The following is an 18,669-nucleotide window of genomic DNA, read 5'->3' as shown; positions in this document are numbered from 1 at the left end:
ATCCATCAATACAGGAGAGACCCTGAATGACCGCATTTACCATCGCTCCGATCGGAACCTGCCGCATCCATACGCCGCTGCGCGATGCCGTGGGCCGCTACCCGATCAAGCTTCAGCTCGGCCGCAATTACGGATTCGTGCACACGGCCGCCGAAGCGCTCCAGCAGGCGCGTTTCATGTTCAGCCAAAGCGACATCCCGGCTGACGTGCAGCGCCTGATCTTCCGTCCGTCCAATGGCGAGCAGGCTCGCCGCGGCACGCACAAGCCGGCCGACCTGTACATGGTCGAGCTTTCCTCGCGCAAGCTGCTGACGATCGACGGCCATCCCATCCAATCGAATTACCTGGTCCGCTATTTCAGCGAGTTCTTTGCCGACCGCGCCCGTACCCGCGCGTTCTGGTCGATGGCCGCCGTTGACCGCCTGGCCGAGCGCCGCGCGCAGCTCGACCAGGACCCGGTCTTCAAGAGCCTGAACACTGAAGACCGCGACCTGCTCGCCCGCGTCGTCAAGCGCGACCAGACGGACGAGGAGATCGAGCAGGAGATGCGCCAGCTCGTCGAGCTGCTGGGCCGCGACAAGGTCGTGTTCGTCACCCACGTCAACGCCCACACGCCGGATAACGTGCCCATCGAACAGCGTCAGCAGCTGATCGCCGCCATTGCCGCCGCCGCGCAACGCATCGGTGTGCCGTGCTACGACCCGACGCCGCTGATGAACAAGCTGGGCCAGGCCGAAGCCATGGAAGACGGCGGGCTGGACCTGACCCACTACACGCCGGCCTTCGCCGAGCGCCTGTACACCGACTGGTTCAAGAACTTCATCCGTCCGCGCATGAGCTCCTCGACCCCGCAAGTCTCGGTGCCCAAGCTGGGCGCGGAAGAAAGCGTCGAACGCATCGAGAAGCTGTGGGATTCGGGCGAGCTGCGCGAAGCTTCGCGCCGCGTGCGCGATGTGCTGCGCCGCTACCCCAGCCTGCCGGATCACGTGGTGCTCTTCGCGCGCATCCAGGAAGAACTGGGCGACTACGAAGGCTCGCTGGCCCTCCTGGGCAGCGCCGATGCGCTGTCCTCGGGCAGCAAGGCCGAGCAGATCCTGATGCGCAACCAGTTCAAGCTGGGCCGCTACGACGTGGCGTACTCGCTGGCCGCCGGCCTCCTGGGCGACGAAATCGAGACGCCGGAAATCGTCCGCATCGCGGCGGTGTCGGCGGGCCACCTGGGCTATGTGGACGAAAGCCTGGGCAACTGGAAGCAGCTGTTCCGTATCTCGGAGCCGACCGACGCGATGGCGCTGGAAGCGGCCGACACGGTGCTGTCGCTGCTGCAGACGGGCGGCGACATGGAATCGGCGATTCGCTGGGTGCATGAAGTGCGCGCGGCGATCCCGAGCTACGGCCGCGGTTTCGCGGTGCTGTGGCGCGACCGCCTGCTGGCAGGCGACCGCGAAGCGCTGCGCGATCTGGCCGGCGAACAGCCCAAGCTGGAAGAGGGCGACGCGCTGGAACTGGTCAAGGAAGCCTCGTGGCGCGGTTGCATCATGGCTGCGGCGACGCTGGCGGCCTCGTGCGGCCTGGCCAAGAGCGAGCACGAAGATATCAGCGCATGGCTGCAATCGCAGTCCGCGACGTGGGCCGAAGAAGGCAACCGCGCGCTGGAGGAAGGACGCCTGCGCGACGCCGCCGAACGCATCTGCGCGCATCGTCTGCTGAACCCCGACGCGCTGGCTGGCGCCCGTGCGCAGCGCGCCTTCGAACGTGCCATGCGCCTGGGCGTGCGGGCCGCGCTGGTGGCCGGCAACCATAAGGAAGTGATCGACCTGACCAATCTGGCCATCGACACCAACGTGGACTTCCCCGAACTGCACGCCATGCGTGGCCGTGCGGCGGATGCGCTGGGCGACAAGAAGACGGCGATGCGCCACCTGGAAGTGGCCGCCGCCGGCGATGCCGCCCCGTTCAGCGCCAAGCTGCACTATGCCCGCGTGGCCTTCAATGGCGGCTGGTTCGGTGAAGCGATCGACGCGTACAAGGACGTGCTTGGCCACTCGGGCGCCGATCAAAGCGCCAAGGACGAAGCCGAACGTCAGCTCGGCAGGCTCGGCCCGCGCGCCATCCGCGGCGCCCGCGAGATCCTGTCGAACGGCGACCATCAGGCCGCGTGGAAGCTGCTGGATCGCGTCGCGCAGTCGTGGCCCGGCATGCCGGAAGTGGACCACGAGAAACGCCGCATCCTGGCCTACCTGTACGCCGAAGCGCGCGCCCTGGAACCGTCCAGCACCACCGAGCGCCTGGCGCTGGGCGAACGCATCGTGTCGCTGGTGCCTGACGATCCCATCGGCCTGCGCCTGGCCGCGGTCGGCGCCATGCGTCTGCACCGCTTCGAACAGGCCCTGCCGTACTGGAAGCAGTTGCAGGAACGTTCCGAGAACCCGGCGCAGTATGACCACTACATCGAGCGCTGCCTTGTTTGGATCGAGAAGATCAACCGGAGAAAGGCAGCATGAATCCACCTCTGATAACCGAGCGAGTGGACGCCAAGTCCGATCTTCAGCAAGTTCAAGCGCAGTTGGAGGAAATCGTTGCGGCATCGGGGCGGGTTCAAGTCGCTCAGGAAAACCTGGCACGCGCCAAGGCGCTTGGCCGCGATTACATGGAGGACTCGAAGGTTCGCTTCCTGCTGCTTCGCCTGCAGGAGTCGGCGGGCCTGAACGAGGGCATGGCCGAGCAGTGGGCGACCCTGCTCGAGGAATGCCCGGATGACCTGCAGATCGTGCGCTATTGCGCGACGCGGCTGGTGAAGGAACGGCACCTGGACGAAGCCATGGCGCTGGTCGACCGTCACCTGCCGGCCGAGACGACCAATCCGGACCGCCTGTTCTCGCGGGCAAAGCTGCTGAGCGACATCCGCGCGCACGAGCAGTCCGACGCGCTGTTCCGGCGTCTGATCTCGCAGCACACGGATCGCAACATGCGCGTGGAGTTTGCCAAGCGCCTGCGCAAGCGCGGCTTGCTGGCCGACGCATGGGACGCGATCGCGCCCGTGGCCAAGCATCTGACGCCCGGCAGCAAGGCGGCCGAACTGGCCGAGGGGCTGGCCAGCGACTTCGCGTTCTACCAGCGCTTCGAATCCGAAGAATCGCTGGCGGGCAAGGACGTGCGCATCGTGTCGATGAAGCACGCGATCCTGCATTTCCGCAACCGCAAGATCGCTGAAAACACCCCGGAAAAGCCGGTGTCGGTGGCGCTGGTCACTGGCAGCCTGGGACCGGGCGGCGCCGAGCGCCAGCTGACCCGCCTGGCGGGCGAGCTGACCCGTCTGGCCGCGTCGCCGGACCAGCAGCCGCCGGACATCCTGATGCGGCCCAAGAAGGTCGAGGTGCTGGTCAAGCAGCACACCGAACCGTCCGGGTCGCCCAAGAAGCAGGACGATTTCTTCCTGCCGGTGCTCATCAAGGCGCAGATTCCGGTCACGGAGATCAACCGCCTGCCGGCGATCTCGGTGGCGCACCAGTCGGTGCCCGAAGGCAATCTGGGCCGCCTGCTGGAACAACTGCCCCCGCCCGTGCACTACGGCGTGACGCGTCTGGCGCCGGTGCTGCGCGCCAACCGGTTCGACGTGGTGAGCCTGTGGCAGGACGGCACGTGCCTCTTTGGCGCCCTCGCGGCGCTGTTGGCCGGCACGCCGACGATCCACCTGGTGTTCCGCGGCCTGCCGCCGAACATCCGCAAGGACCGCTTCCGCGAAGAGTATCCCGAGCTGTTTCAAGCGCTGGCCCTGGTGCCGGGCGTGGTGTTCGTCAGCAACAGCCGCAAGGCCGCGGAAGCGTATGCCGAGTGGCTGGACCTGCCGCTTGCGCGATTCCACATCCTGTACAACGGCGTGCCGGATCTGGCGACCGATGCATCGGACGCCGACAAGGCAAAGTGGGAAGCCTTCCACGAGCGCACCAAGGACGCCACGGAAACGATCGGCGGCGTGTTCCGCCTGGAGCCGGACAAGCGTCCGCAGCTCTTCATCAAGTTGGCGGCGCTTTACCTGAAAGAGCGGCCGCAGGCGCGCTTTTTCCTTGTGGGCGACGGACGCCTGCGCGAAAACATCGAGGCGCTGGCGCTGGAGCACGACGTGCTGGAGCGCCTGTTGCTGGTGGGGCTGTCGAATCACGTGGGCTTCTGGTATTCGAAGATGGACGCCAGCGTGCTGCTGTCACGCTACGAAGGCCTGCCGAATGTGCTGATCGAGGCGCAGTTGCTCGGCGTGCCGGTGATTTCCACGCCGGCCGGCGGCGCGGAAGAGTGCTTTGTCGAGGACGAGACGGGCCACCTGCTCAACTGCGTGGATCATCCCGACATGCACGAGGCATGCGAGAAGGTCCTGAACATGGTGGACCAGGTGCGCAGCAATGCGGACATGCGGACAAATAGCCGCCAGCGGGCGCAGAAGCTGTTTTCGCTGGACGCGATGCTCACGAAGTTCATGAGCATCTGCATGCCCGCCATGACCGAGTCCGAGAACGACGAGCGCATCGATGTTGCGCCCAAGCGCCTGATGCAGGCGTGACGGGCAGTTGCTCTTTTTTAAAGTGCTGAAGCTGAAGGATCTTATGCAAATGAACGTCCCGGCCCTGGGCGCGCGACGCCACGCGACGCTTGCCATGCTGCTCTTGGCAGCGCTGACACTCACGGGTTGCCAGCTCCCACGGTCCGGCCCGATGCTCAGCGAAATGACCGGGGCTCACGATGACAAGGATGTCATCGTGATGCCCGTGTCGCGCGAACTCGCGCAAAAGAGCCGGGTGCCCGACGTGGCGGACTTTCCCGTGCGCTATCGCGATCTGACGCAGGCGGGATTCGACAAGCTGGTGCCGGGCGACGGCATCAACGTGCGCGTCTGGGAGCGCGGCGGGCTGGGCGTGTTCGCCCCGGACCCGTCGGGCGTCAGCGACCTGGGCAACCAGGAGATCGACCGTTCCGGCAATGTCACGTTCCCCATCATCGGCAAGTTCCAGGCCGAGGGCCGGACGCTGGGGCAGTTGCATGACGCCATCGTGGCGCGCCTGAGCAAGCTGGTGGTGGGCGCCGACGTCAGCGTCACGCGCGCGGCCGACGCGCGCGGGCAGATGGTGACGGTGCAGGGCAACCTGACCAAACCCGGCATGTATCCCATCACGCAGACCGCCCAGCGCCTGAGCAGCGCGCTAGCGCAGGCCGCGCCGGTGCAGACGAATCCCGAGCAGCTCATCATCAGCCTGCGCCGCGAAAACCAGGTGGCCTCGGTGCGGCTGGCGGATATCTACCGCAACCAGAATAACGACATCCTGCTGCGCTCGGGCGATGTGATCACCGCCTACGACGCCAAGGAATTCCTGACCGTGCTGGGCGCGGCCGGCCAGCAGGGCCGGGTGGAAATCAGCAAGCGCAACTACAGCGTGCTGGACGCGCTGGCGGATTCGCGCGGTCTGGACGACAAGCTGGCCGATCCGCGGTCGGTGTTCCTGTTCACGCCTGCAAGGGCCGGGGCCGAAGGCAAGCCGGACTTGCTGCCCGTCGTGTACCAGTTCGACCTCACGCGGCCGGAGCAGGTGGCGCTGGCGCGCGAGTTCACGGTGCATGAAGGACAGGCCATCTATATCTCGGATGCGCCATTCACGCAGGTGCAGAAGGTGCTGTCGGCCTTCCGCGTCACGATGAGCGCCGGCTTCAGCGCCACGCGAGCCATCGACAGCGATTCGGGCGGCGGTTCGACCGGCGTGGCCCAATAACGCGTCCATGAGTAACGAGGATCGGATAAAGGGCTGGCGCTCGCGCCGCAAGGAAAACAGCTACGCGGTAGGGTCCGGAGTCGCCAACTGGCGGCTGGACCCGGCCGCGCTGTTCGAGGCCAAGGCCCCGCCGGGCGTGCTGTTCAAGCCGCTGCTGGCCCGCCTGCAGGGCGAGCCGCACGACTCCGTGGCGGCCCGGCGCGCGGTGTACGAGGCCGTGCAGGCGGAGCTGGATGCCGAGATCGCGCGCAGCGAAGTCGATGAGACCCTGGCGGATTTCTCCCGGCGGCGCCTGCGCATCATCGTGCGCCTGCTGGAGCAGGACATCCGCGCGGGCGTGGAGGTGTTTGCGCCGGGCTACATGCCGGCCAAGCTGGTGGCCGAGGACGAGCGGCTGGCCGCCGCGCATGCGCGCCGCGTGGAGCGGCGCAAGCAGGACGAGGCGCGCGAAGCGCGTCGCCATGCGTCGCGCAACGACATCGCGCTGGAGATCGAGGTTGCGCAGACCGAAGCGGGCGACCTCGCCATCCTGCGCGACCGGCTGCGTTCCCTGCATGAGGGACATACTCAGGACACGGCCGGCCATCGGCCGATCGGCCGCACGCTGATGGCGATGTTCATCTATCAGCTGCGCGTGATGCACGGCGAAAGCCGCATCGCGCTGGTGTGGGCGCTGGTCGGTCCGGTGGTGCTGCTGACGCTGATTTCGTCGCTGTACATCCTGATGGGCACGCACTACATCCTGGGGATGGACGTGCAGACGTTCTCACTGTTGGGCGCCACGACCTGGATCATGTTCCGCCAGATCGCGTTCCGCAGCAGTACGGCATATGTCTCGGCGCGCGGCTTGCTGAATTTCCAGGGCGTCACGCCGCTGATGTGCGCGCTGGTGCAGGCCATGATTTACGTCGCGGTGTACGTGGTGGTGTTTGCGGTGCTGATCACGGCGGGCCACGCGATCGGACTCATCACGCTGCCCAAGAGTTGGGCGGGCTTCATTCTTTTTGTGGTGCTGATGGGCGTGGCGGGCGCGGCGATGGGCGTGCTGTTCGGGTCGATTGCGACCTACTGGCATTTCTTTCTGCGGCTGGCGCCGATCATCGAACGCTTCCTGCAGATCTTCGCGGCGGTGTTCTTCGTATCGGAGCAGTTTCCCGAGCAATTGCGGCCGTGGATGCTGTGGTCGCCACTGGCGCACGGCATGCAGTTGCTGCGTTCGGCGTATTTCCACGCGTACGAATCGCACGATGCCAGCCTGGGTTACTTCCTGACCTCGCTGGTGTTCATGATGGTGATCGCGCTGGTGGCAGAGCGTCTGGCCCGTCCCAATGTTCAGCCAATGTGAGGGAGAAAAATGATCCATCTCAATGGCGTAACCGACGAACCCTATTCCTTCGGCAGCAGGCAGCCGCTGCTGGCCAACGCCACGCTCGACATTCCGGCCGGGCGCTACGCCTTGCTGTCGCCCGCGCCGGAGATGCATCGCCAGCTGGTGGACGTGCTGTGCTGTCTGCGTCCGCCGCGGCAGGGCTTCGTCAAGCACGACGGCAATGTCTCCTGGGCGATCGGCCGGCAGGGTTTCATCCGCGGCAAGGCCAGCGGCCTCTCCATGATCGACTTCGTCAGCGAAATGTACGAGATCGACCCCGATGCCACATACGAACTGGTCGCGGACCTGATCAGCGATCCCAAGATGCTGGCCAAGCCCATGGAGCATTGGCCGCTCTATGTGCGGCAGGAGTTTTCGTTCGCGCTGGCGCTGGCGCCCGCGTTCGATGTCTACGTGATCGAAGGGAGCATCCCCTTCGAGCCCTGCCGTTTCACCCGGCTCTGGCTGGCGCTCTTCGAAGAGCGGCTGGTTGGCCGGACACTCATTTTTTCCAGTTATCGCCAGAATCAGTTGGCGGACTATTGCTTCAAAGGCTTGATCTATGAACGAAGCGCGCTCAGCATCGACGACGACCTCGACCAGTGCCTCCGCAGGTATCCCCCGCGACGATCACGGAGCGACTCCGGCACAGGCGACGACGTCCTCGGAGGCGGCTTCGACGAAGGCCAGCTCGGGTTCTGACGGTGGCTCCGAGATCGAACGCCGCCGCCGCGAGCGGCAGTCGGCGCTGCGCGAACGCCGCCGCCACCGCTGGATCAACGCGTTGATCGTGCTGGTGCCGGTGGCGCTGGCGGTGGTCTACCTGTCGATCGTCGCCACGCCGCGCTATGAAGCCGAATCGCGGTTCTTCGTCCAGTCGGCGTCCAACCAGGGTGGCGGCGCCGGCGCGGCGGCCAGCCTGCTCACCACGGGCAACTCCGGCGGCATGCTGGGCGGGTTCGTCGACGGGTGGGCGGTCGCCGATTTTCTGAAGTCGCGCGACAGCATGCAGCAACTTGACCGCAAGGTCGGCCTGCGCCGCTACCTGATGAACGAAGGGTTGGACCCGTTCAACCGCCTGGCCGAGGACTCCAGCGAAGACGATCTGTATCGCGCCTATCAGGCGTCGGTGCACGTGTCGTTCAACGCGCTGGAACAGATCGACGTGCTGCGGGTCAGCGCGTTTTCGTCGGCGGACGCGGCCACGCTGTCCAAGGAGCTGATCGGTCTGGCCGAGGAATTTGTCAGTTCGATGAACGAGAAGGGCGTGGCCGACAAGCTGAAGGTGAGCGAGGAGTCGGTCAAGTTTGCCGAGGAGAAGGCGCTGGCGGCGCGCGACGCGCTGACGACGTGGCGCACCAAGCACGGCAACATCGATCCCAGCGCGACCGTGTCGATGCTGTTGAACCTGTCCAGCCAGCTTGAAGGCGAGCTGAGCACCGCGCAGATCAATCTGGACAAGATCCGGGCGCTGGAGAACAAGGACCATTTCATGCTCAAGCCCGCGCAGATGCAGGTGGCGGCTCTGAAAAAGCGGTTGGCGTCCGTGCGTCAGCGCCTGAGCGGCGACGGCAACACGGAAGCCAAGCAACTGAAGGAATACGAGGCGCTGCGCAATGCCCAGGTGTTTGCGGATTCCAACCTGACGTTGGCGCAGCAGTCGTACCAGCAGGCGATGACGGACGCGCTGCGCCTGCAGCGGTATCTGTCGATCATCGCGCAGCCGGTGCCGACGGACCGGCCCAGCAGCCCGCGCACCGGCATCTTGCTGTTGCAGGCGCTGGCACTGGGATTTGTGCTCATGTTCATCGCACGCGTCGCGATGGCTTTGTTGAGGGGGCTGCGTCATGGTTGATACGGCTATCGAGAACCGCGTGCCTGTAGCCGGCGCCGAACCGCAGGACGCTACGGCGCGCCTGCGTGATGTCATCGGACAGATCCGCGCGTCGGCAGACCCGGCGCGCGACATGGCCGCGCTGGAACCGGCGCTGCGCCAGGCCAAGGACGGCTGGCGCGACGTCCGGCGGCTGCTGGTCTCGCCCGACGTGAAAGAGGGCAAGCTGGCCAGCGCCATCGCGGCGCTGGAGACGCTTGTCGCCGTGTATCCCGCGCGGGTGGACGACAGGCGCCTGCTCGCCAGTCTGCTCAGCCGTCTGGAACAGTGGGACAGGGCGATCGCCGAAGCTGATGCCGCCGCCGGCATCGAGCCAGGCAATGCGTCGCTGCATGCCGCGCGCATCCAGATGCGCGTGCAGGCGGGGCGCGTGCCCGAGGCGGCGGAAGTCGCCCGCACGACCCTACCGCTGGCGCAGAGCGCGCCCGAAGACGCTTACGCGTGGATGATGGCATTCGTGCGCAATGGAGACGTTGCCGACGCGTCGGGCATCGCGGCCTCGCTGGATCCGGACAAGCTGCCCAATGAACGGGTGGCGACGATGGCCGTGCGTGCGTTGCTGGCCGACGGCCGCACCGCGGCGGCAATCCGTCTTGGCGACGGCGCACTGAGCGCTGGCCAGGATTGCGCGGCGCTGCGATCGTCGCTGGGCCTGGCGCATCTGCGGCGCGGCACCGAAGCCGATCGCAAGACCCATGCGCTGGCGCACTTCGAAGCCGGCCTGCAGGCCGCACCCGACGATGTGCGGCTGCTGACGCTGCACGGCGAAACCCTGCTGCGCGCCGGGCGCTACAAGGATTCCGTGGCGCCGTTGGCGCGCGCCATCGAACTGGCGCCCGATCTTGAACAGACGCGGGGCTTGTATGCCCGCGCGCTGCGCTACACCTTGCAGTACGACGCGGCGGCCGAGCAGATGATGTTCCTGCTGAAAAAGTCGCCCGACAACCTGCTGTGGCAGCGGTCGGCCATTGGTGCGCTGTCGCAAGCGGGCCGCAAGGATGAGGCCGAGGCCCTGTTCGAGCAATACGTCGCCAAGCGCGGCGCACGGCTGCCGGAGACCTTCCAGGAAGCGCTGGCGCGCATGGAAGAACAGCTCGACACCGCGCCGATTCCGCAGGCGCGGCTGGACTGGGCCTGGTCGATGCGCGGCGACAAGGACATCGACCGTGCGACGTGGGAACGCCGCGCGCGCTGGGGCCACCTGATCGACCATCTGCTGTTCGACTGGCTCGAGTGCCGTGAGGAGCGCGTCGAAGAAGCGATGGCGATGCTGGGCGAACTGGATACCGGCGAGCGCTTCTTTGCGCCGCTGCTGGCCGCCGGCCGCGGTGTCGTGGTCGCCACCGCGCACGTCGGGCCGATGTATGCGGGACTGATGGCGCTGGAACTGGTTGGCATCCCGTCGCGCTGGTTGGCGTCGGCGCCCAGCATCGCCCGCAGCAGTTACGCCGAGGCGCTGATTTCGACGGCCGACCAGACCGAGGCGCAGGTCGCCAAGGCCTGCATGCGCGCGATCAATTCGGGATTCGTGCTGTGCCTGGCCATCGACGGCGCGGCAAATCCCGCCGCGCCGCGCACGACGTTCGAAGGCCAGGACGTCACCTATTCCGGTTTCGCGGCGCATCTGGCGCATCGCATGGGCGTGCCGTCGGTGTTCTACGCGCCGCGCTGGGAAAACGGGCAGGTGGCCTACACGCTGGAAATGCTGCCGGCCGCCAATCCGGGCGAGGACGCGGACGCGTATGCGCAGCGCTGGCAGAAGGCGTACTTCGAACGGCTGCGCGAGCACGTGGCCGGCCCGCCGGAGAACCTGCGGTTGAGTGGCGGCATCTGGCGCCACGTGACGGCGGCGGATCCGTCTGCATGAAGATTTAGGGAGCGGTTGCGATGCGACTACGAAAGACAGTGATGGTGTGGCTGCTGACGTTGGCCGGTTTGTATGGCGGCACGGCGGCAGCAAGCGGGCAATGCGAGGCGCCCGATGAACACTGCCCGTTCGTCTCCAGTTTGCTCGCGCAACGCGAAGGATACGGGGCCCAGGCCACGGGCGGCCTGGGCGGCAAGTTCATCGAGGTGACCTCGGACCAGGACGCCGGGCCCGGCACGCTGCGCGCCGCGCTGGCGCAGGCCCGCAAGGGACCGGCATGGATACGCTTCGCGTCCGACATGACGATCGTCCTGAAAACCCAGTTGCGCGTCCCGTCCAACACGACCATCGACGGCCGCGGCAAGCGGGTCGCCCTGATCGACGACGGCCTGGGCGTGTATGGCGCGAAGAACGTCATCCTGACGCATCTGACGATCGACGGGCGGCTCACGCGGCTTACGCAGGCCGTGAATGTGGCCAACGACAGCCGCGACGTGTGGGTCGACCACATGGACCTGTCGCGGATGTCGGACCGCCTGCTGAATGTGAAGAACGGCTCGACCGACGTGACGATCTCGTGGACGAAGTTCCACAACTCGAACAAGGTCATGCTGCTGAACAACATCACGTCCAAGAATCTGTTCCAGAACTACGAGCGCGATTCGATTGCGCGCGTGACGCTGCATCACAACTATTTCTTCAATACCGTGCAGCGCAATCCGCGCGCGCAGTTCGGCACCTTCCACCTGTTCAACAACCTGCTCGAGAACTGGGACTTCTACGGCATGAGTTTCAGCCTGGAAGCCAAGGCGCTGGTCGAAGGCAACATCTTCAACAACGACGCGCAGCGCAAGTGCGTCGAGCCCGAGTTCTTCCCCACGGTGGAAGGCATCAACGTCAACTATTGCCGCTACATCCCGATCGCGCCCGCGCGCAGCGCGCTGGACAACGGCGACTCGGATCGCGGCGCGTATGAAAAGCGCAAGGCGGACCACGGCTACACCCGCGACTACAAGGCCTTCCTGCGCTTGAAGGACAACCTGTATCTGGGCGATGCCAAGCCGGTGCTGAAGGACTACCGCCCCGAGTCGGCGCCGACGCCGCCTTACTGCTACGGCTACGAGAAGGCCACGCCCGAGCTGGCCGAAAAGATTCGCAAGTTTGCGGGAAATACGTCGGGCGATACGCCCCTGCCGGCGACGCGCACCGGCGCGGGCTGCCCGGGCTGAGGTCAGCCCCCCTGCGCATCGATTTCAGAGTTTTCCGATTGTGCGCATTTCTGCAAGAAATCAGGATTTCGTGCGTGATTTCATGAGGTGAGGAGCCATGTCCGATATCGTTGTATTCGTTCGCAGCAAGTCGCGCTATGGCGACCAGATCGTGGCGTTCCCGGCGCTGTATCAAGTCAAGAAACTGTGGCCGGACAAGCGCGTCCGCGTCGTCTCCCGGTTTGAGGTGGAGGACTTCTATACGCAGCTGCCTTGGGTGGACCAGTTTGTCCGCGCGGAAGCGTTCGGCGATCAGGTCAAGGCGCTGCCTCCGCGCGCCAGCGCGTCGTTGACGCTGCATCATTCCAGCGAGCGCTTTGCGCTCATCAACCTGCTGCGCCGGCCTGCGCTGCGCCTGGGTTTCAGAAACCGCCGTCTCGGCGACTGCGTCTGGACGCATTCCCACATCAAGGACACCCGCGAATACATCGGCCTGGCGAACTTGCGGCTGCTGTCCACGGTGCAGGAACACGACCCCGAAGCCATCGCGCGCCAATGCTTCGTCGAGATCGGACGGCCTTGCGCGGGCACGGTGCAGCCGGCCGACATCGTATTGATTCCGGGTGGCGGCTCAGGGCAGTTCAAGCGGTGGTCGGTGGACCATTACATCGCCCTGGCTGACCTGCTCCAGGCGCGGCTGGGCGGGAACGCCAGCTTCACGTTTGTCCTCGGTCCTGATGAAGCGGCCGAACGCCAGCGCCTGAAACACATGAATCGGCCGGACTTCCGCCTTGAATGCTCCCGTTCCGTGGCCGAGCTGGTCGCGCTGATGCAGCACGCCCGCCTGATCGTCTCGAACGACTGCGGCCCATCCCACATTGCCCAAGGGCTTTGCGTGCCCTACGTGGGCGTGTTCAACGAGTCGAATCCCGAGTGGTTCTGGGCGCGGGACTACACACGCGACGTCGTGCCCGAGGCGGGGGAGTCAGAGATCAATTCGATTCACCCGGGGCGCGTGCTGGAGGCGTGCATGACGGTGCTGAACGGGCCCGCGCCGCGTTTGCGGGGCGGAATTTCCACCAGTTAGCGCGTCGCGCCTTCGGAATCACCCCAGGGGAGCCCCATCAGGAATCACCGCCACCTTGCCCACGTGTCTGCGCGTCTCGACGGCTTCGTGCGCCAGCGCGATATCGTGCAGCGCGTAGGGATGCACCTGGGCATGATGCAGGCTGCCATCCTTTAGCCAATGCGTGAGCTGCGCGATGGCCTGTCGCTTCAAGATCGGCGGCATGGTGTACACCAGCAGAAAGGCCAAGCGCACGTTGCGGCGCATCAGGTCGCGCACGGGCAGAGTTGGGTGCAGGTCGGTGTCCGACGCGTAGGCCGCGATCTGCGCGCCGTTTTCAGCCAGCAGCAGATTGACGGGCAGGTTGCCGGCGAAATCCAGGTCGATGAAGGCGTCGAAACCTTCGCGTTGCCGCTGCGTCAGCCATTGCCGCGCGGCGGCCGGCAGGTCGGCGCCGCGGGGCACGGTTTCGATGCCGGCGGCCTGCGCAATGCGGGCCTGGCCTTCATTCGATACGCTGGCCAGCACCTCGGCGCCACGCAGACGCGCCATCTGCGCGGCATAGAAGCCCACCGCGCCCACCGCGCCATGCACCAGCACGCAACGCCCGGGTTTTGCCTCGACCTGCGCCGTGCAGTACCACGCCGTCAGCGCCGGCACGCCCAGCGACGCGCCAGTTTCCATTGAAACGCCATCGGGCAGGGGCACCGCCAGGCCTTCGGGTACGGTTACCCATTGCGCGGCAGTGCCATGCGGACGTCCAAGCTGGCATTCGTACAGCCACACGCGTTGGCCAACCCGGCCCGCGTCCACGCCCGCGCCAACCTGTTCGATGACCCCCGCGCCGTCCTGATGCGGAATCGTGCGCGGCCACGGATTGGCGCGCGCGCCCAAGCCCCCGCGCGTTTTGACGTCGGAAGGATTCACGCCCGAAACCGCGATGCGGACCTGGACCATGCCGGGGCCGGGCGGCTCGACCGGCATGTGCCCGACGCGCAGCACGTCCCGGGCGGCGCCGGGGGTGTCAAAGAAGGCGGCTTTCAAGAGGACTCCTTATCGGTTCGGCATGCCCAGCACGGCCTTGGCCACGATGTTGCGCTGGATCTCGTTGGAACCGCCATAGATCGTGGTGACCAGCGACTGCAGGAACGGCGCGGGCGGAAGGAGCGACGTGCCGTCGTTCATCGTAACGCCGGTCCAGGTGCCGCCCGATTCGTCGGCCCAGCGCACGATCTCGCGGGCGATGCGCACGTAGGTTTCGGTGGCCAGCACCTTCAGGCCCGAGACGGACGGCGGCAGCAGGCTGCCGCGCCGCACGATGTCGGCGAAAAGGCCATACAGCGCCTCCAGTTCGCGCACGTCGCCCAGCAACTGCGCGTACGACTGGCTGAATTCGGGCAACTCGAACAGCGACTGGCTGTCGGCCAACTGCTCCAGGTGGTGCAGGGCCTGGCGCGACTGCTGCGGGCTGCCGGCAAAGATGCGTTCGTAGCCGAGCAGGTCCTTAGCGATGGTCCAGCCCATGTTCAGCTCACCCACCAGATTCGTGACCGGCACCTTCACCTCTTCGAAGAAGACTTCGCAGAACTCCTGTTCGTCGATGATGTTGGTGATCGGCCGGATGGTGACGCCGGGCGACTTCAGGTCGATGAGCAGGAAGCTGATCCCGGCCTGCGGCTTGACGGTCTTGTCGGTGCGCACCAGCGCGAAGATATGGGTCGCGTCGTGCGCAAGCGTGGTCCAGATCTTCTGGCCGTTGACGATGAAGTGATCGCCGTCGCGCACGGCCTCGGTGTGCAGGGATGCCAGGTCCGAGCCGGCGTTGGGCTCGGAATAGCCCTGGCACCAGATGTCTTCGCCGGACAGGATGCGGGGCAGGTAGCGCGCCTTCTGTTCAGACGTCCCGTGCTGGATCAGCACGGGACCCAGGTTGATGATGCCCTGGTCTGGCAGGCGCGCCGCGCCCCAGCCTTCCATTTCCTCGAAGAAGATCAGCAGCTTGGCGGGCGGCAGCGCCATGCCGCCGTGTTCGCGCGGCCAGGCGGGCGCCAGCCAGCCGCTGCGTGAGAGCGTCTGATACCAGTCGCGCACCTCGTGCAGGCGCAGGCGCCGGGGCACGTGGCGCAGGTGCTGCGGGTAGTTCGAACGCAGGAACGCGCGCACCATCAGCCGGAAGCCGTCGTCCGTCATGGCGGCGTAATCGTCGCCCGACGCGGCAAGGCCTTCGGTCTGAACTTGGTGGCCACGCGACGGCCGCAGGGCAAGGTAGCGCGCCTGCAGCGTGCGCGGGCTGCCGAGCCAGCTTGCCAGATGCAGGGCGCGTTTGAGATAGATGCCGATGTCGTATTCGTCGGTGTACCCGATGGCGCCGTGCAGTTGCACGGCTTCGCGGCACAGCGCGATGACGCGTTCCGCGATGCGCGATTTGGCCAGCGCGGCCACGCGCGCTAGGGTGGTGGGATCGTCGGCCACCTCGCGATAGCTATCGGCCAGCAGGGCGCCGCACGCCATCACGCCGACATAGGCGTCCACCATGCGATGCTGCAGCGCCTGATTGGCGCCGATCGGCTTGCCGAACTGCACGCGCGTCTTCAGGTAGTCCAGCGTCATGCAGAACACGCGGCGGGCAATGCCGTAGAGCTCGCTGCTCTGCAGCAGGCGGGTCGTCTCCAGCGCCTGCTGGCAGATGCGGTCAACGGCCTCGCCTTGCGCGACGATGCGGCCGGCGGGCAGGAACACGTCCAGCTGCAGCGTGCACAGCAGGCTACCGTCGGCGCGCAGCTCGGTCTCGATCTTCACGCCTGCATCGTCCGGTCGCAGCCAGACGAGCGTGGGCAGTTCACCGCGCCGGGCGTGAACCAGCCAGCCCGTCGCGCCCACGGGTGACACCCAGCGTTTGCTCCCCACCAGACGAAGGCGGTCGCCTTCGATGCTGGCGGAGGTCGACACCGAGGTCGGGATGAGTTCGCCGGGGTTTTCCTGCCACGCCAGACCCAACACCGCCGATCCGCTGACGACGTCGTTCAGCAGTTCACGCGCGAGGGCATTGTCCGCAAACGCGGGCAGCACCAGCGCGGCCAGGGCGCCGGCGCCCAGATAGGGCTCGGGCAGGGGCGACTCGCCGACGGCGGTGGCAATCGCGCCCAGGACCTCGGCGTCCAGGCCCAATCCGCCCAGATGTTCCGGCACCGTGACCGAGGTCCAGCCGGCCTCGGCGAGCGCCTTCCAGGTTGCGCCGTCCCAGCCCGGCGCTGCGCCGCGCAGCTCGCGCAGCCTTGCCAGCGGCGAAACCTGCGCCAGCGTGCCGGCCGCGGCTTCCATGAACTCGGCATGCCGCGGCAGAGGGCCAAAAATCGAAAAAGAATCCAGTGCGTTCATCGTGGTCCTTCTGTGACGGCACAGCTTGAAATGGGAGCAGCAAATTCTAGGGGCGGCGCCGTGGCGCATTCATAACGGGTTGTTGAGAGCTGCTATTACAAAACTGCAGGGGTGCAACGGCGGGATCCTTCCTAGAATTGGCCCTAAATCAAGACAGCCACAACGGCGAGGAGACAGGAAAATGCGTGTACTGATGGCGTGCATTGCGGCATGCATAACCGCCGCGGGCGTGACGGCGCCGGCGTGGGCGGCTGGAGCGCCCGTTGAGCGCATCGTCGTGCCGTATGCGGTCGGCGGCGTGACGGACCTGTACGGACGGGTGCTGGCCGAACGCCTGCAGGCGGACCAGGCCAGCCCCGTCCTGGTGGATAACCGGCCGGGCGGCGGCGCGGCCATCGGCACCGCCTATGTCGCCAAGAGCACGGCGGACGGACGCACCGTGCTGCTGGGCAGCGTCGGCACGGCGACCAATCCCGCGATGATCAAAAGCATGCCGTACGACCCGCGTGACATCGTGCCCGTGGCCCAGGTGGCAACCAGCCCGCTTGTCCTGTATGTACGCGCCGATCTGGCGCAGGACGTGCCGCAGCTGCTGGACCATGCGCGCAAGGCGCCCGGCGGCCTGTCGTTTGCCAATTCCGGAGTCGGATCCAGCCCCAACCTGGCAGCGGCGCTGTTTGCGCGGCAGATCAACCTGCCCGTGACGCACGTCAGCTATCGGGGTACATCCGCGGCCATCAATGACCTGCTCGGCGGGCAGGTGGACGCGTACTTCGACACCTTGCAGGCGATGCCGCACGTGAAGTCTGGCCGCATCCGCGCGCTTGCGGTGGCGGCGCCCGAGCGTCTGGAACAGGCGCCGGACCTGCCCACGCTGGATGAATTGGGCGTGCCCGGCGTGCATGCGTCCAGCTGGTGGGGCATCTTCGTGCCGGCCCGCACGCCGCAGGACCAGATCAAGGATCTTCAGGTGCGGCTGCGCAAGGTGGTGGGCGAGCCCATCGTGCAGCAGCGCGCGCGTGAAATGGGCGCCGTCGCCCTGTTTCGCGATCAGGCGGCTTTCCAGCAGTTCTTCGACAGCGAGGTGACGCGCTGGAGCGAGATCATCGCGGCCGAAAAACTCTCGGGCCAGTGATCCATGGCCAAACCGTCTGATTCCGCAGGGTGGGACCTGCGCGCGCTGCGCATCTTCTCGTTGGTGGCGCGCAGCGGCAGCATCACCAAGGTTGCCATTGACCTGGGCGTAAGCCAGCCCGCCGTCAGCCGCTACCTGTCCCTGCTTGAAAAGCAATGCGGCGGCTATCTGTTCACGCGCAATGGCCGCGGCATGGGCCTGACCGAACTGGGCCGGCAGGTCCAGCCCGCGATCGAGCAGGTGCTGGAAAGCGCCGCCGGACTGAACGACGTGGTCGCGGCCGCGCACGGCCAGGTGACGGGCACGGTGCGCATCGGCACGCTGCCTTCGCTCAGCAACGCGCTGATCATTCCGCTCTTGTTGCGGCTGCAGCGCGAGTATTCGGCGATTCAGGTGCAGATCGTGGAAAGCGCGGCGGGACAGATCGAGAGCTGGCTTGCGCATCACGAGATCGACATCGGCCTGCCGTACCGCAGCCACGACGCGCTGGGCAGCGACGAGGACGTGCTGCTGCGCCTGCCGTCCTATCTGATCGGCCCGCCGGGCGACCGCATCACCGCGGATCGCGAGGTGCCGTTCGCCAAGCTCGATGGCCTGCCGCTGGTGCTGTCGCGCAAGCCGTCTTCGGTGCGGATGATGCTGGACGAAATGGGCCGGCGGCACAACGTGAACATCAGCGTGTCGGTGGAGGCTGACTCGGGCTTCATCCAGAAGCAGATGGTGGTCCGGCGCGCCGGCTACACCCTGCTGCCGTGGCATTTCGTGGCCGCGGAGGTCGAACGAGGCGAGTTGCAAGCGTCCGAAATCGTCCAGCCTTCCGTTTTGCGCATCGTGTCGCTCATGATCACCGACCGGCCGACGCAGGCCGTGAAGGTGGTCACCGGCCTGCTGCGCGAGATCGTCAGTGAATCATTGACCCAGCTTGACGCCCGGCCTCCGGGCGCGAGCCGATAACAACGAGCCAGCCGCCCCGGCCGGCCAACAGGAGACAAA

At 66.3% G+C, this 18,669-nt stretch carries 13 protein-coding genes; 11 read left to right on the top strand and 2 right to left on the bottom strand.

The window, feature by feature from the left end; genetic code table 11:
- Nucleotides 1-26: 26 nt before the first annotated feature.
- The 9 genes from ASD71_RS03585 (at nucleotide 27) to ASD71_RS03545 (ending at nucleotide 13,184) form a co-directional block, all read left to right on the top strand.
- The gene (locus ASD71_RS03585; protein ID WP_056559928.1) at nucleotides 27-2,504 is read left to right on the top strand and encodes a hypothetical protein; all 2,478 of its coding nucleotides are present in this window, start codon (nucleotides 27-29) and stop codon (nucleotides 2,502-2,504) included.
- Nucleotides 2,501-4,558 (top strand): glycosyltransferase, encoded by a 2,058-nt coding sequence (locus ASD71_RS03580; RefSeq protein WP_056559927.1) that lies wholly within the window; start codon nucleotides 2,501-2,503, stop codon nucleotides 4,556-4,558. The genes ASD71_RS03585 and ASD71_RS03580 overlap by 4 nt, the downstream gene beginning before the upstream one ends.
- Nucleotides 4,559-4,601: 43 nt before the next feature.
- On the top strand, nucleotides 4,602-5,759 hold the full coding sequence (locus tag ASD71_RS03575; protein ID WP_056566372.1) for a polysaccharide biosynthesis/export family protein: 1,158 nt from the start codon (nucleotides 4,602-4,604) through the stop codon (nucleotides 5,757-5,759).
- Nucleotides 5,760-5,766: 7 nt separating this feature from the next.
- Nucleotides 5,767-7,104, top strand: coding sequence for an ABC transporter permease (locus tag ASD71_RS03570; RefSeq protein ID WP_056559924.1), 1,338 nt, complete (start codon nucleotides 5,767-5,769; stop codon nucleotides 7,102-7,104).
- Nucleotides 7,105-7,113: 9 nt separating this feature from the next.
- Nucleotides 7,114-7,830: a hypothetical protein gene (locus ASD71_RS03565; protein ID WP_056559922.1), complete on the top strand. Its 717-nt coding sequence runs from the start codon at nucleotides 7,114-7,116 to the stop codon at nucleotides 7,828-7,830.
- A gap of 121 nt (nucleotides 7,831-7,951) precedes the next feature.
- Complete coding sequence (locus ASD71_RS03560; protein WP_162253562.1) at nucleotides 7,952-8,983, top strand: sugar ABC transporter; 1,032 nt, start codon at nucleotides 7,952-7,954, stop codon at nucleotides 8,981-8,983.
- Nucleotides 8,976-10,889, top strand: coding sequence for a tetratricopeptide repeat protein (locus tag ASD71_RS03555; protein WP_056559920.1), 1,914 nt, complete (start codon nucleotides 8,976-8,978; stop codon nucleotides 10,887-10,889). Before ASD71_RS03560 ends, ASD71_RS03555 begins: the two co-directional genes overlap by 8 nt.
- A gap of 20 nt (nucleotides 10,890-10,909) precedes the next feature.
- Nucleotides 10,910-12,118: a polysaccharide lyase family 1 protein gene (locus ASD71_RS03550; protein WP_056559918.1), complete on the top strand. Its 1,209-nt coding sequence runs from the start codon at nucleotides 10,910-10,912 to the stop codon at nucleotides 12,116-12,118.
- A gap of 97 nt (nucleotides 12,119-12,215) precedes the next feature.
- Nucleotides 12,216-13,184 carry a glycosyltransferase family 9 protein gene (locus ASD71_RS03545; RefSeq protein WP_056559916.1) on the top strand — a complete coding sequence of 323 codons (969 nt, stop codon included), beginning with the start codon at nucleotides 12,216-12,218 and terminating at the stop codon, nucleotides 13,182-13,184.
- A gap of 18 nt (nucleotides 13,185-13,202) precedes the next feature.
- Here ASD71_RS03545 and ASD71_RS03540 read toward each other — a convergent pair whose 3' ends face one another.
- On the bottom strand, nucleotides 13,203-14,207 hold the full coding sequence (locus tag ASD71_RS03540; protein WP_056559914.1) for an NADPH:quinone reductase: 1,005 nt from the start codon (nucleotides 14,205-14,207) through the stop codon (nucleotides 13,203-13,205).
- Between the two features lie 9 nt (nucleotides 14,208-14,216).
- Nucleotides 14,217-16,541, bottom strand: a complete 2,325-nt coding sequence (locus ASD71_RS03535; protein ID WP_056559912.1) for an acyl-CoA dehydrogenase — start codon at nucleotides 16,539-16,541, stop codon at nucleotides 14,217-14,219.
- 181 nt (nucleotides 16,542-16,722) lie between these two features.
- Here ASD71_RS03535 and ASD71_RS03530 point away from each other — a divergent pair, with 181 nt between their 5' ends.
- Both ASD71_RS03530 and ASD71_RS03525 read left to right on the top strand, forming a co-directional pair.
- On the top strand, nucleotides 16,723-17,676 hold the full coding sequence (locus tag ASD71_RS03530; protein ID WP_235512014.1) for a tripartite tricarboxylate transporter substrate binding protein: 954 nt from the start codon (nucleotides 16,723-16,725) through the stop codon (nucleotides 17,674-17,676).
- A gap of 3 nt (nucleotides 17,677-17,679) precedes the next feature.
- Nucleotides 17,680-18,630 (top strand): LysR family transcriptional regulator, encoded by a 951-nt coding sequence (locus ASD71_RS03525; protein WP_056559910.1) that lies wholly within the window; start codon nucleotides 17,680-17,682, stop codon nucleotides 18,628-18,630.
- The last annotated feature ends 39 nt before the right edge of the window (nucleotides 18,631-18,669 follow it).

The organism is Achromobacter sp. Root565, assembly GCF_001427425.1.
GTDB classification, from domain to species: Bacteria; Pseudomonadota; Gammaproteobacteria; order Burkholderiales; family Burkholderiaceae_B; genus Achromobacter; species Achromobacter spanius_D.
Note: the sequence above shows the minus strand (reverse complement) of the source record. Positions and strands in the feature narration are given on the sequence as shown.